This window comes from Nostoc sp. UIC 10607 (assembly GCF_047228265.1).
Lineage (GTDB): Bacteria > Cyanobacteriota > Cyanobacteriia > Cyanobacteriales > Nostocaceae > Nostoc > Nostoc foliaceum_A.
On the sequence record NZ_JBIQNW010000109.1, the window covers coordinates 1 to 12881 of the forward strand.

Genomic DNA, 12881 nt, shown 5'->3' on the forward strand with positions numbered 1-12881 from the left:
ACCTGCGTTCCCCGGACGCATTTTTTCATCTGCCAGATGGAAAAACATTTCAACGCCGCCAACATCAATCAATGCTCGCCGTATTTCATTTTCTACATAAAAGTAATTCATTGGTATATTTAAAAGCTCGCTATACCATTGAGCAGCTGCAACAACATCATTTACGAAAAAAAATATAGCTTGAACGCCCTTAAACATATACTGCTTGTTTCTCCTCATCTGTTGAAGCAACCCAAAATCTATCCTAAGCTAATCGTCATTCATTTTTCCAGACTGACTCGCTCGTGGTAAGGGCTTCAGCCCTGGGTTTATGCAACTTAAATGCTCATTAGCTTACTTGCCAAAGCGTAGGCTCGTTACTGCTATTGTGACTCTTCATTTCTCTACATTCTAGATATTCCACGTAATAACCCTTATTCCCTGCTCCCCATTTTCTTAAGTATTTCTTCCAGATTTTCGGAACTAAATCGCATGAAAAATTCCGAATTGCCACCAATCTCGACTTTAGCTTAGATTAAAGGTGATATTTACAGCTTCTACGAGATATGGCAAAGATTAATGGCACAATGATGCAATATTTCCACTGGTACATCCCTAATGATGGGAACTTGTGGAGTAAAGTTGAGGCTTCAGCACCAGAATTAGCAGATGCAGGTTTTACAGCAATGTGGCTACCACCAGCCTACAAGGGTTTTGCTGGGTCGTATGATGTGGGATATGGTGTTTACGACTTATTTGATTTAGGTGAGTTTGAGCAAAAAGGCTCGATTCGGACGAAATATGGTACACGTAAGCAGTATCTTGATGCGGTTAAATCTCTGCAAACGCATGGTCTGCAAGTTTATGCAGATGCGGTACTAAATCATAAGATGGGTGGTGATGCAGTAGAAACACCAAAAGCAACGCCTTTTCCTCAAGACGATCGGCTCAATCCTAAAGGTGGGTTACAAGAGATTAAGACATACACTCATTATAATTTCCCTGGACGGCAAGGCAAATATTCTAACTTTGAATGGCATTGGTGGCATTTTGATGCTGTTGATTATAACGAATATAACAGTGGCGATCGCAGCACACTCTATTTATTAGAAGGTAAAAACTTTGACGACTACGTAGCCTTAGAAAAAGGCAACTTTGCCTATTTGATGGGTTGCGATATCGATTTTCAAAATGAGTGGGTGCGCGGTGAAACTACCTATTGGGGTAAGTGGTATCTTGACACCACAAAAGTAGATGGTTTCCGGATCGATGCGATTAAACATATTTCCTCTTGGTTCTTTCCGCAATGGATAGATGAACTAGAACGACATGCTGGTAAAGATTTATTTATGGTAGGAGAGTATTGGTATAACGATATTAATACTCTGCTTTGGTATGTTGATGCTGTTCGTGGCACGATGTCAGTTTTTGACGTACCACTACATTACAACTTCCATCAAGCCAGCAAATCTGGAGGCAATTATGATATGCGTAGGATTTTGGATGGCACAATGATGCAACAAAGTCCTACCCATGCTGTGACATTTGTCGAAAATCATGATTCTCAGCCGTTACAAGCTTTGGAATCCGTCGTTGAACCCTGGTTTAAACCCTTAGCTTACGCCATTATTTTGTTACGGCAAGAAGGCTATCCTTGTGTCTTTCATGCTGACTACTACGGTGCAGAGTATGAAGACTGGGGCAAAGATGGCAATCGCTACAATATTTTTATGCCGTCCCACCGTTGGATTATTGACAAGTTACTTTATGCACGTAAACATTATGCTTACGGGCCACAATACAACTATTTAGACCATTGGAATACTATTGGTTGGACACGCTTAGGTGATGAAGATCATCCTCAAGGAATGGCTGTGATTATGAGTGATGCTTCAGAAGGTGTTAAATGGATGGAAGTTGGTAAACCCAATACTAAGTTTATTGACTTGACTGAACATATCAAAGAAGCTGTATATACTAATGAATGGGGCTGGGGTGAATTTCGTTGTCTAGGTGGTTCAGTATCAGTTTGGATTCAAGCATAGAACATACCGAAATTTACAGAGATTGATATGAGATTTAACGGCGCTCATGAATAGATTTGTTGCACAAATACTATTTCTAGCGCATAGACACTGATACTATTGACGAAAGTGTTACAAAAGCACATACAGAAGTATTACGATTAAAAGACGCAACAACAGATTGAAGGTTTGAGCTTAAGTAATACTTGTATTTACAAATATGTAGTAGATTCGCCAACAGTATCAGCAGTCGAACAGAAACTTACTCTCAGGAATTGATTAGCCGTTTTGAATATTGCGATGGCGTACCCGCTTTTCCCGGTGGCATCGCCTCTGCTTAGTTCCTGGCGAAAAACCATCAGATTGTCAGACCAAGTAGCAAGTTACAAGTCGCAAATCGCAAGTGTACCGACAACTGTTGTCGTGGGCTTGAAACAAGAACACTTTATGTCTGGTACTACATGTATTGACATAATTCTTTTTTTGAAGGGGGCTTGTATTCTACAACTGAAGTTTTTATCTTACTTCCGACTTGCTACTTGTTTTTGTCACTGTTTCAATCAAATGATGCATGAATATATTGATACTAGAAACTATCCTTATAAATAGAACACCGAAGAAAGAACCGATGCCCAGCAAAACAATCGATGTCCGAGAGTACACCGTCAGAGCGCATAAGCGGGAAATTCACACTCGCGTTTTCAACTTCGTATGTAAGCAGTGTGAGCAACCGACCCAAAGAGAAACTTTTGGTGTCCGACCGCTTTACTGTGAGAAATGCCGTCCGCCACAAGCACCCAAGAAATCAGTAGTCCCTATAGGCAAGAGGAAACCCAGAGCTATGACTTACAAGAGTGGTAAAGACATAGCAGGATGATTTTTTGTCTCAAGGGTGAATGAAGCAGTGCGCTCATTCGCCCAAGCTAACTCAAACTGGTAAAAAGTAACTCTAATGAATTCACATTAGACATGTTTTTTCCTCCGATTTATCTGTGGGATTAAGAAAACTTCCCTGATTAAGATTAATGTGTTTTTTTTTGGCATAGGTTCCAATACTTGTCGGGTTTTGGGGAAAAGGGGAAGGGGAAAGAAAAAACCTTTAACCTTTATACCAATTCTCTATGAAGATGCACAGAATCAAACACTTGAAACTCCATGCCGGACAAGGAAATTATTCTATGCAGCCTCACATAAATTTGGTATTACCCTTTAACCTTTTCCCCAAACCCAATGCCGAGTTAAAAATGCTTTACCCGAGCAGTATTGGCATAGGTTCTGTAAAATCCTTTTAATTTGCTCAGATGAGCGACAAATAAAGCCAAAAGTTGTTAATAGTCAAATACTATCTCATTAATTCTGACAACATCTGCTCCAAAATATCTTCTATAGTTTCTTCATCTAAGGAGTGCAGAGGTGTTGGGCCAGCAAGAAATTCTTTAATAGTGATTTTCTGTTCTCTAAAATCCTTAACAAAATCCCGAATCTCAGAAACGACGTTAATTTGAGATTCCATTGTTTCTACTATTGCAGTCATAGCGTCAATGCCTTTTTTAGCAGCTTTTCGAGAATCGCAAACCATCGTCCCTTCTGGAGTATTTTTTGTCAAACGCAATTCCTGCTTCAATTTTTCATATTGAGCCAGGAGAATTTGATTGTGCTGTTCTAGAGTTCGGCATTTACGGGTTAAATCATCCTCGTTATTACTGTCAATAATTTCTAAGGGTTGTTGACTTCGTTCAATTTCAAGAAGTCTTGCTAAATCCCCCTCTTGGTAGGCTTTATTGATTTCTTTCATGATTTCTGTGTGAGACTTCTGTGTTTCACTGTCTCTGGCTTTATCAGGGTGAAAGATTTCAGCTAATTTCAGAAATGTTTGACGAATTTTTCTTTGGTCATCTGTTCTGACTACAGAGGCAGAGTCTACAGACTGTTGTCCTTGCCAATATTGATGCTGGTCTTCACTAGTTTCCTTTGAAAAATCTGATTGCGAATCTTCATTGTCAAACGATTCGTCTAACTCTGTATCTAACTGTTGGCTGTTGGGTTTTAGACTGATGGCTCCAGTTACCTGTAGGTTACGGTAAACTGCTTGTATATTTTTGAGGGTTTGTTTACCGAACTTTCTAGTAGTAAAAATCTCCTCAAACAGAGCATGGATTTCCTGGTCTAACTCAGCCATTTTTCGGAAACCGGGAGTAGCTTTATTGAGAAATTCTGTGCCAAAAGAACGCATCTGTTCAACAAAGTTCTTCAGTTCTGTGCGCTTTCTCTTGATCTGTTTGAGTAGTGATTGATGTTCTTTTTCTAGAAACTCTAAGCGGATATGTAATTGAGACAGAGCCAGCGGAGTTACTTTAATTGATTGCGATGGAACTGTAGTTTTTCGAGGCATGAAACACGTATGTAAGTTTAAAGTTTAAAATATAACTGTTGCATTACTTAGGGAATGCGAAAAAAGACACCTCAAGGATTATACACTGCGGACTTAAATGAAGTTTTTAATAGTTTTTTTCATCAAAGCGCCTGAGTGTGATTCATAAGTAAGTGAAGCAGTGATAAACCTGCCCCTTGTTAAAGTCTGGTTGACAAATCGAATTCTCAAGAGCCTCAACCATTGGTGAGAGGTCGTTTAACGTCACGATTAGCAAAATATCCTCGCCCCAGCCTCAGATAATAGTGCATCCGTAGTTGAGGATAGCAGCCGTCATTCTTATGTAGGATAGAAAACCAACGTCCGCAATTCAATACTTTCTCTAGCTGGGGCATCTGGTGGGCTTATTGGGTCATCAAACCCAGTATGAGCAACAAACCTCGCCCGTCCGTCAATGGCACAGTCAAAGCACTTAAACAATAGTGCCTCCGAGGGTTGCATTTGGGGGAAGTAGAACCATTGATGTGTTGGGTTATAAGTTATTAAGTAGGTTTCACCAACGTAATCGCGGTACACTATGTCAGTAGCTACTAAGTCTGTTGGTGCGATACTTTGAGCGTTGCACACAGCTAATGGTGACTTATAAACTGGGGCGATCGCTCGCCAAATGTTAATCAAAGCAAACCTTTGCTGTAGTAATTGATCAATGTTATCTACCCCCCGTGCTGTCAACTCTTTGCGTGCGCGAGTATAGCCAGAAATGGCAGTAAAGTCGTTATGTACATACTTAATAGGCTCACTGATCCCGCTTTCACCGTTCTGTAAGCGTTGAGCGTTACGGAGAGTGTAATCGAATATCACCACCTTTTGGGCACCTGTTACCTCTTTCAAAAGCTGCTCGGCTTCAGGATAATAGACACGAAGAATCTCATCTTCGTCATAAAAATTGCGGACATTGCTTTGTTGTACAACTTGTTTAAAGCCTTCTCGATCTAAGGATATGTCTTGTGAAACCGCCCGTATGTTATGGACTGGCATTAAGTGTGTCTCGAACTTTCGGTTGGATGGTGGAATCCCTGGTGGTCGTTCATAGGCATAGATAACAGGTTTTTCTGCCATTGGCGTAAAATAAGTTAGTTCTGTCTCAACGTGCGGCAGGTTGAGCAAAAAACTACTGTTTAGGCTCATAAAACATCCTTTTTCAATATAGTTAAATACTTAAATTTGAGTAATTATAAGCTGTTTGTCCCGTTTGAGTGAGCGGACTGGTCGTATTTTAACAGTGAATTCTGTTGTTTTGAATGCTTGGAATCCCCAATTAATTGGTTAGTGTTAAACACTCATTAACAATCGCACACCATAGACATACACGCGCTCCTAAACTTAACCCAAACTTGCCACTGCCCCTTCAGACCCATTCCAGTAAGGCTCACCATCAGCAACGCCAACGGTGTCGTGATTCGACAGTAGAACGTTTTCGTCAATCTGCCAGTCATAAACCTCGATTAGCCAATTTGTGATAGTATTTATGTACTATAAGTCAGTAATTTCCATCATTTTACGCCGTTTCTAGCCCCTTGGGGTGGCTTTGCTGACGGTGTTGCAATTCGCGCTAATCGCATTCCTCAATTTTTCAATGATTCATCAAAAGGAGCTAAAGCAATGGAGACAGCCAAAACACAACAGGAGGCAACAATGAATACTGAGCCACAAAAGGAACATCAGTGGCTACAGAAACTCGTCGGTGAGTGGACTTATGAAACAGAGGCAATGATGAGTCCAGATCAGCCGCCTGAAAGAGCAACAGGAACGGAAAGTGTGCGATCAATCGGTGGACTCTGGGTTGTAGCTGAAGGACAGGGCGAAATGCCCTGTGGTGGTGCGGCAACAATGATAATAACGCTCGGATATGACTCGCACAAGCAACGCTATGTAGGCACCTGGGTTGGGTCAATGATGACTTATCTATGGTTGTACGACGGTGAATTGGACGCGGCTAAAAACATACTAACGCTCAATTCTGACGGGCCCTCGATGACGGGCGATGAGAAGATGGCAAAGTACAGAGATGTAATCGAGTTCAAGAGTGATAATCATCGGGTGATGACATCTCATGTACTGGGCGATGACGGGCAGTGGCATCAGTTTATGACCGTAAACTCTCGACGGAAGCAGTAGCAGAAGGTACCAAGCCCATCCTACTGCGCTTGAGTGCAAACAACATTCTTATCTCGGCTTGCAGGTTGCGGTAAGTTCTAGATTGTAGAAAGTCCCTGGTTTGGGATTAACTGAACGCAACTCCTGGATAAAAGCATTAAATCTTGTATTGCTGATGCCGAAGCCAGCTTCAGCACAAGCAGATAAACCTCCTTCAATGGGAACAGGAGATCCGGTCTTGGGACTATATACAATGAATTTATCGACGGTGCTAGTGCCGACTGCAAACCCGATAACCTGGCGAACTGTTCGCAAAGCAGCATTATCTAAGGAACCACCAATACTGCCAATACATTAGCTATGTGGAGCAAGAAAGTCAGGGAAAAACATGGAATTATGTTGAGGTAATTACAGATAGAGACACCAGTGCAGAAGATTATAACTGGATTGCTGCTGTCACAGATTTTGCTCTCTACAATTCAATTAAAAATGCCTTTAGCTTCGGTGGGGATTTGCGTTCGCTGCGAATTCCTACAGGCATAAACGATTTGCATGGCGTTACCTTTGGCAGAAACCACGATACTATCCGCGAGATTAATTCCAATGCTATTAACCCCTATAGCGATCCTTCTGATTCTTTTTTGGCAACAGCCTATGTCCTAGCGAGAGAAAGTGGTACTCCTTTAATACTGAACTGGGATAATAGAGATTCTTCTTTTATCAAACATGGTGTAAAATTCCGCCAGATTATGCATCAACGAGGAAATCAGGGAAAAAATATCAAGGAAAATATTTTAACAGGCATTGATAGTCTGACTGTATTGCTAATGGAGCGAGGCAGTGAAGGATTTTTTGTTGTCAATAAAGGGGAGAATAAATTTAATATCCCAGTACTGGATTTGACCTTAACGAATTTGGATGGATGTTATCGGGAACTCCGTAATAACTTTACTGTTGCTATTGAACATCGCGAGCAGGGGAAAAAATTTATAACTCGTTGGGTTAGTTGGAATAGAGGCGGTATGGAAGTTCAAAAACGCGATGCACTCTATTTTATTCGAGAACCTTTTAATCAATGTCAAGTGTAGACGCTTCCTCCATCTTTAAGAGGATGTTTGAAAAGCTGAAGATAGGTATGATTCGCTATTTTGAGCGTTACAAAGTAAAAGGAAGAATCCTAATTTTTCGTTGCTCTGGCTTGGCTACGCTACTTCTGATACAAAACATACTTTTCAAACGCCCTCAAAGAGAGTAGAGAATTTCATGCAATACCGAATAGCAATAATGATGTTAGATATTGCTCCGATTAAGGCTGACCAAGAAAGTCTCCTTTGCCAAGTTCTACACCGCAGTGCCTAAGAATGTCATAGGCTGTTGTGACATGGAAATAAAGGTTTGGTAAAACAAAATATAGGAGAAATGGCATTCCTTGACAAGAGAGAGTGTTGTCACGCATTTGTAGTGTAATTTCTCTCTCTTCTGAACCGTCAATTTGCTCAGGTTTAAAAGTATTTAAATGAGAAATAGTTTTTTGAATGCGGTCAATAAGTTGAGGAAATGTAGTTTCATTGTCCTCGAATTTAGGTGGTTCTATTCCTGCTAACCGTGCGGCACCTCTATTTACTATATCAGAGGCAATTTGCACTTGTTTTGATAATGGAAACATATCTGGGGATAGACGACTATTAATCAACACAGAAGGATCTATTTTTTTAGTTTCAGCATAAGCAGCACCTTTTTCAAGAATGTTTATAAGGTTATTCAGTGCGCGAATAGACACGGGTATTAAAGCTTGGTACATTGAAATGGTCATTGAGATTTCTCCAGAAAAAGTTCAAAGGACTTTGAGCCGCCCCATCTAATATTAGGGGGTATTGACTGTGATATTGTGTCAAAGAATATGGAACCTAATTTAGTCACAGATCCAAAGATACTAAATGTTTTGAACGAACTTATACAACGGGAACCGATTTTTCATCGTCCAGAGTTGGGGACGACACGTGCCGACTTTGAGCAGATGACGGAAGGCACATTTTGGGAAGTAGGTGCGTCGGGTGGGCGTTACAGCCGGGAGTATGTGTTGGATGAGATGGAGAAGCGTTATGCCAACCCAGAGGAAGACACATGGCAGACTTGTGACTTCCATTGCCTTGAGATTGCCGCCGAAAACTACCTTGTAACCTATACTCTGATTCAGGGTACTCGGATTACCCGACGCTCAACTATTTGGCGACAGACACCGCAGGGTTGGAAGATTGTGTATCACCAAGGAACCGTGGTAGAAAATGCCTGAATGAATGTTTACACTGCGTACCGCTACGAGTTCTCGATATGCTATCTGACGTTGGTGTGCGACTAGAATTTTGGTGAGGCTCAAAGACAGCCCCCATAGTTAATAATCTCTGGATGCTGAATAAAAGTTAGTTCTTTTTGCTTGGGAGGAACTGACCTTTTAGCGATCGCGATCTGTTCCCAATAAATCACGCCATCCATCCATTCAGTCCATTGCGGCGCATCTGTCACCAGTTGAGCAAACTTCTCAGGTCAAGATCCTACAAACTCCAGCGTGGGTTACAGGGTTTACACCGTATTGACCGTTGAGTAACAAAAGATTTAATGTCTGCCAAACACGGCAATCAACAGATGATTCACGCCATCCACTCCACCCAATCGGGCGCATCTGCCACTAGTTGAGCAAATTTGTCAGGGCAAGCGTCTTCAAACTTCAGCATCACGCCGCAACGCTCATCAATAGTCAGGGTACTGAGCAATTCTTTAATATATTGCCCATTTCTGGGCTTGAGCGATTCTTCGAGAACACCGCAAGCATCGCAGAACTTTTTGGTTTACTGAGTGTATCTTAAGTTGCCACGGATGTAATATATTGATTACACCTTCTCTTTAGCTGGAGTTGCGATACCGCGCTTAACTAGACTCGCTTCCAGTTCCTTAATAAATCTTAAGTCTTCCTCCAATAGAGGCTGGCTTTTGCTAGAAGAAAAGTCATTACTTACAGAGGGATTTTTTTCAAGAAAAGCAAAAGCTTGCCGAAATTGACGCGGATTTGCAAAAATTAGCGAGTCAAAGTGACAGGGGATAATCTGCTGAAAATCCCAACTTGCAACTGTATCAGCCCAGTTGAGGACTTGTCTTGGTGCTTGTGGAAAAATAAGGATTTGCAGAATCGGTGCGACAAATGGCCTCCCCTGACCTCGTAGAGCATCGAATGCCTGCTTCCAAGTTTCTTGCCAGCGAAAAGGAAATAAACCAAAGTAGGTTTTTAAGGTTCGCTGTGGTGCTTTAAGAGCATCACGAAACATCTGCCCAATTGAAGTAACTTCCAGCGCACTAGGACGCAAGTAAAGTGCAAACAATGAAATGCGTTGCCATCCTTTACGCCGATTGTCTTCATTGTCCTCAATTACCTCCAAGGCATTGTCTCTTGCATGAAACAATAATGGATAAGGATCTAATTGAACGATTTCCGGCGGGTCAACTGGAACAGAAACTATAGAATCAGTTACAAGCAGAGCGCGCGTCTGCTTGTGAAACACTGCAACTTCTACAAAAGAACCTCGTCCCAGGTTGATGTCCAATATTGCATAGTCAAACTCATAAGCGAAAGGAGCAAGGCTTGAGTCGTCTGGAAGTTCTTGAGTTCGCTTTTGGGGAAAGCCTAGCCAACTAAGGGGCAAGTTGAACGGGAAACTCCACTGGTGCGGGGCAACAAAGACTTGTGCTTGAGGGAAACGTCTGGAAAAGGGACCAACGAAGACTTTATGCTCCAGACCAGAACTAGTTGGCAGTAGGATGTACTTAACTTCACCGTGCTTTGCTACCAACTCATTAACCAAGCGGACACACTCAGTTGTTGGAGCAACGGGCGCATAGACCAGAAGCCCTCCAGCAGCGAGCTTGACGATAGTCATGCGAATTGGCACGATGGTGTAGAGAATGCCGTGAAGCTGATCGAATGTCCAGATAGTGTCCTCAACTATTTCCTTGCGAAGCGTCCGCCGCCTGCCGTAGGGGTAGAGTGGCACAGCAGCCCAGAATGGCCATGACCAGTCTTTTGGCTGGGTCAAAGGATACATCCCTTGATCAAGCAGTTCTAGCCTCGACTTAGATCCAAGTGAGTTCATCGTCGTCCCATTCACTTTTTGCTTCTTTCCAATTTCTAATACTATGTGAGTTTTTAACGGAAGCACGCGTTAAGTTAATTTAATTGATAAATGGTTTTCGAGCTTCTTGAATTCATTCCTAATCATGCTAGTTTAACAATCTTTTACGAATCCAAGAAGCTCAACAGGAGTACAAACTAGACTTGTTAGGTAATCAGCTGAAAAATCCTTGAAATCTGTTTGTGGTAGACTTTTTAGTAATTTCTGACCAAAATTATTGAAACCCAGATTCCTTAAGCCTTTCAGGGATTTTAGTCACTATTCTCCGGCAACTCTACTATTAAGATGCCTCAAAATGACGATATTTTTGCCAGAATTGTGCATTTATTTAGGTGGGTCAACTCATCAAACGCTACTTTTACCCTGAGCTATTAGGAATACAGCACGGTTAACATATAATTTACTTCCATTAAGAAATAAACTATGCCCAAGACTTGGAACATCAAGATAGATAACTATTTTCAAGCCAACCCCAATTGCATCATCGCCACTGCTCATGTAGACAGCTTCCCAACAGACCTTCCCCTAGAACCCAACATCCGCGAACCGAACCGCAAAAGCGCGACCTACAGACAAATCTTCGACTCACTAACGACCGAACCTGTAAAATTCTTCTCGCGTCATAGTGGAATCGTTCTGTCAGCTAATATTGCTAAACCTGTCAAAAACAAAACTGAACTAGAGCTAGAAGTCTTAGAAGCTAACGAGGGAGGTAGTGATGGCATTATCAACGGTGGACATACAGTTTTAGCTTTTGAGCAAGCGAAAAATTACAACTACAATTTAACCGAAGCCAGAGTAAAAGTTACGATTCACATCGGGCTGACTGAAGAATCAGCCAAAGACATAGCCCTAGCTTCAAATACTACAACACCAGTAGATTCTCGCTCCAAAGTCAACGCCAGGGGTGATTACAAATTTATCAAGCAGTATTTAGTCCAGTTAGAGAGAGCAGAAGATAGAAAATTTAGAATAGCCTATTACCAAAACCAAAGCGGCGCTCCCAGAAATGCCCAGTGTAATGTCACCCACTTGCTCAAGCTCCTTTACTGCCTCGACAGAAATAAATACAATCCTGACGGCAATAAACGAACCAAGCACCCAGCAGGGATGAGTCTTCCAAGTAACATCACAGATGCAGAAAGGGAAAGATTAACCGCTTTACTGCCTCTCTTGACTCATGCTTTGTGGATAGAGCAAAGACTTTACGAAATAATCCAAGAATATATCAGCAACCCCAGAAGAAAGGGTGCTAACGACCTAGCATCAATTGATATACGTAAAACGACGTTGTTGCCTGACAGCAAGTATTCATTCGGGTTTGGTGCGCCAACCGACTTAGCACTACCGATAATCGCATCATATCGGGTATTTTTGGACAAAGACTATAAATGGATTCTGCCGTTTAACGAATTTGCCGAAGATTTCCTCCAACACCTGTGGAATAACTATTTCCGTAAATACTTGGTATCGGAGAAAACGGCAGGAAATACAGTAGGTACAAAAATCAGCCGCAATCAAGAGATTTGGGAAAGTCTTTATATCTCGGCGCAAAGTTATCTAAATCAGCACTTGATGCAAATGGTCAACTCTAGTAAGAAAGAAGAGGAATCGAAAGTGACACAAGGTAGTAGCAAGAGGGGAAAAGGGAAAAGGGATGAACTCAACGCGACTACTGTTCCCAAATAGTTTTTTACCGAATAGGGCATGAGGTATAGGGGAATGGCACGAAGAAAAGCGTAAATCCCTGGTATTCCTGGATGAAAGGGTGTGGAGTTGCTAAGTTCGGGTGTGGGGAATTAAGAAGATGTTGAACTCCTTGACGCACTCGCATTTAATTGTCTAGAACACACGAAGCTGCAACCCTACCCCCAAAAAGATAGTCAGCAAAGAGGTTTCACATAAATCTTCGTGCCATTCGGAATGGAGGTATAGTAAGCGCTCACTGGATACCGTTATAGATGATTGTGTTCTAGGTTGAATTTATTTATCGCAACTTAGCCAACTTTTACCAGATGAGGGCATATCTCCAGACGAACATATCACCAAAGAACTTTTACGCCAAGACATAAATAGTTTATTAGAATCACTCAAACCGACGCAACGTGAAGTATTAATTTTGCGTTTTGGGTTAGAGAACGATCAAGAACTAACTTTAGCTCAGATTGG

14 protein-coding genes are annotated in these 12881 nt (G+C 41.7%); 6 read left to right on the plus strand and 8 right to left on the minus strand.

The window, feature by feature from the left end:
- A partial coding sequence (locus tag ACEYW6_RS34235) for a hypothetical protein (protein WP_412983306.1) occupies positions 1-198 on the minus strand: 198 nt, incomplete at its 3' end.
- A gap of 347 nt (positions 199-545) precedes the next feature.
- Between ACEYW6_RS34235 and ACEYW6_RS34240 the strand changes: the two genes are divergently transcribed.
- Both ACEYW6_RS34240 and ACEYW6_RS34245 read left to right on the plus strand, forming a co-directional pair.
- Positions 546-2024 carry an alpha-amylase gene (locus ACEYW6_RS34240; protein WP_412983307.1) on the plus strand — a complete coding sequence of 493 codons (1479 nt, stop codon included), beginning with the start codon at positions 546-548 and terminating at the stop codon, positions 2022-2024.
- 607 nt (positions 2025-2631) lie between these two features.
- Positions 2632-2880 carry a hypothetical protein gene (locus tag ACEYW6_RS34245; protein ID WP_114080948.1) on the plus strand — a complete coding sequence of 83 codons (249 nt, stop codon included), beginning with the start codon at positions 2632-2634 and terminating at the stop codon, positions 2878-2880.
- Positions 2881-3345: 465 nt separating this feature from the next.
- Here ACEYW6_RS34245 and ACEYW6_RS34250 read toward each other — a convergent pair whose 3' ends face one another.
- Both ACEYW6_RS34250 and ACEYW6_RS34255 read right to left on the minus strand, forming a co-directional pair.
- Positions 3346-4395, minus strand: coding sequence for a J domain-containing protein (locus tag ACEYW6_RS34250; RefSeq protein WP_412983308.1), 1050 nt, complete (start codon positions 4393-4395; stop codon positions 3346-3348).
- Between the two features lie 318 nt (positions 4396-4713).
- A complete protein-coding gene (locus tag ACEYW6_RS34255; RefSeq protein WP_190898354.1) occupies positions 4714-5562 on the minus strand; it encodes a CmcJ/NvfI family oxidoreductase in 849 nt (282 codons plus the stop codon).
- 474 nt (positions 5563-6036) lie between these two features.
- Between ACEYW6_RS34255 and ACEYW6_RS34260 the strand changes: the two genes are divergently transcribed.
- Positions 6037-6552 (plus strand): DUF1579 domain-containing protein, encoded by a 516-nt coding sequence (locus ACEYW6_RS34260; protein WP_190898359.1) that lies wholly within the window; start codon positions 6037-6039, stop codon positions 6550-6552.
- A 48-nt stretch (positions 6553-6600) separates the two neighbouring features.
- Here ACEYW6_RS34260 and ACEYW6_RS34265 read toward each other — a convergent pair whose 3' ends face one another.
- Complete coding sequence (locus ACEYW6_RS34265; protein ID WP_242059332.1) at positions 6601-6846, minus strand: hypothetical protein; 246 nt, start codon at positions 6844-6846, stop codon at positions 6601-6603.
- 47 nt (positions 6847-6893) lie between these two features.
- On the opposite strand from ACEYW6_RS34265, the gene ACEYW6_RS34270 reads away from it, so the two are divergent.
- Positions 6894-7619: a hypothetical protein gene (locus ACEYW6_RS34270; protein WP_412983309.1), complete on the plus strand. Its 726-nt coding sequence runs from the start codon at positions 6894-6896 to the stop codon at positions 7617-7619.
- Between the two features lie 218 nt (positions 7620-7837).
- On the opposite strand, the gene ACEYW6_RS34275 is transcribed toward ACEYW6_RS34270, so the two are convergent.
- Positions 7838-8344 carry a DUF1993 domain-containing protein gene (locus ACEYW6_RS34275; protein WP_412983310.1) on the minus strand — a complete coding sequence of 169 codons (507 nt, stop codon included), beginning with the start codon at positions 8342-8344 and terminating at the stop codon, positions 7838-7840.
- A gap of 87 nt (positions 8345-8431) precedes the next feature.
- Here ACEYW6_RS34275 and ACEYW6_RS34280 point away from each other — a divergent pair, with 87 nt between their 5' ends.
- Positions 8432-8824, plus strand: a complete 393-nt coding sequence (locus ACEYW6_RS34280; RefSeq protein WP_412983311.1) for a hypothetical protein — start codon at positions 8432-8434, stop codon at positions 8822-8824.
- 80 nt (positions 8825-8904) lie between these two features.
- Here the strand turns inward: ACEYW6_RS34280 and ACEYW6_RS34285 are convergent, their stop codons facing one another.
- The 3 genes from ACEYW6_RS34285 to ACEYW6_RS34295 form a co-directional block, all read right to left on the minus strand.
- Positions 8905-9054: a hypothetical protein gene (locus tag ACEYW6_RS34285; protein WP_190898368.1), complete on the minus strand. Its 150-nt coding sequence runs from the start codon at positions 9052-9054 to the stop codon at positions 8905-8907.
- A gap of 125 nt (positions 9055-9179) precedes the next feature.
- Positions 9180-9302 (minus strand): hypothetical protein, encoded by a 123-nt coding sequence (locus tag ACEYW6_RS34290; protein ID WP_277926783.1) that lies wholly within the window; start codon positions 9300-9302, stop codon positions 9180-9182.
- A gap of 117 nt (positions 9303-9419) precedes the next feature.
- Positions 9420-10625 carry a DUF4336 domain-containing protein gene (locus tag ACEYW6_RS34295; RefSeq protein ID WP_412983313.1) on the minus strand — a complete coding sequence of 402 codons (1206 nt, stop codon included), beginning with the start codon at positions 10623-10625 and terminating at the stop codon, positions 9420-9422.
- A gap of 510 nt (positions 10626-11135) precedes the next feature.
- On the opposite strand from ACEYW6_RS34295, the gene ACEYW6_RS34300 reads away from it, so the two are divergent.
- Positions 11136-12401 carry an AIPR family protein gene (locus tag ACEYW6_RS34300; RefSeq protein WP_412983312.1) on the plus strand — a complete coding sequence of 422 codons (1266 nt, stop codon included), beginning with the start codon at positions 11136-11138 and terminating at the stop codon, positions 12399-12401.
- The last annotated feature ends 480 nt before the right edge of the window (positions 12402-12881 follow it).

What these genes read in the sequence shown, in the direction of transcription:
- ACEYW6_RS34240 (WP_412983307.1), top strand. Translation starts at nt 546, where the DNA reads ATGGCAAAGATTAATGGCACAATGATGCAATATTTCCACTGGTACATC.
- ACEYW6_RS34245 (WP_114080948.1), top strand. Translation starts at nt 2,632, where the DNA reads ATGCCCAGCAAAACAATCGATGTCCGAGAGTACACCGTCAGAGCGCAT.
- ACEYW6_RS34250 (WP_412983308.1), bottom strand. Translation starts at nt 4,395, where the DNA reads ATGCCTCGAAAAACTACAGTTCCATCGCAATCAATTAAAGTAACTCCG.
- ACEYW6_RS34255 (WP_190898354.1), bottom strand. Translation starts at nt 5,562, where the DNA reads ATGAGCCTAAACAGTAGTTTTTTGCTCAACCTGCCGCACGTTGAGACA.
- ACEYW6_RS34260 (WP_190898359.1), top strand. Translation starts at nt 6,037, where the DNA reads ATGGAGACAGCCAAAACACAACAGGAGGCAACAATGAATACTGAGCCA.
- ACEYW6_RS34275 (WP_412983310.1), bottom strand. Translation starts at nt 8,344, where the DNA reads ATGACCATTTCAATGTACCAAGCTTTAATACCCGTGTCTATTCGCGCA.
- ACEYW6_RS34280 (WP_412983311.1), top strand. Translation starts at nt 8,432, where the DNA reads ATGGAACCTAATTTAGTCACAGATCCAAAGATACTAAATGTTTTGAAC.
- ACEYW6_RS34295 (WP_412983313.1), bottom strand. Translation starts at nt 10,625, where the DNA reads ATGTATCCTTTGACCCAGCCAAAAGACTGGTCATGGCCATTCTGGGCT.
- ACEYW6_RS34300 (WP_412983312.1), top strand. Translation starts at nt 11,136, where the DNA reads ATGCCCAAGACTTGGAACATCAAGATAGATAACTATTTTCAAGCCAAC.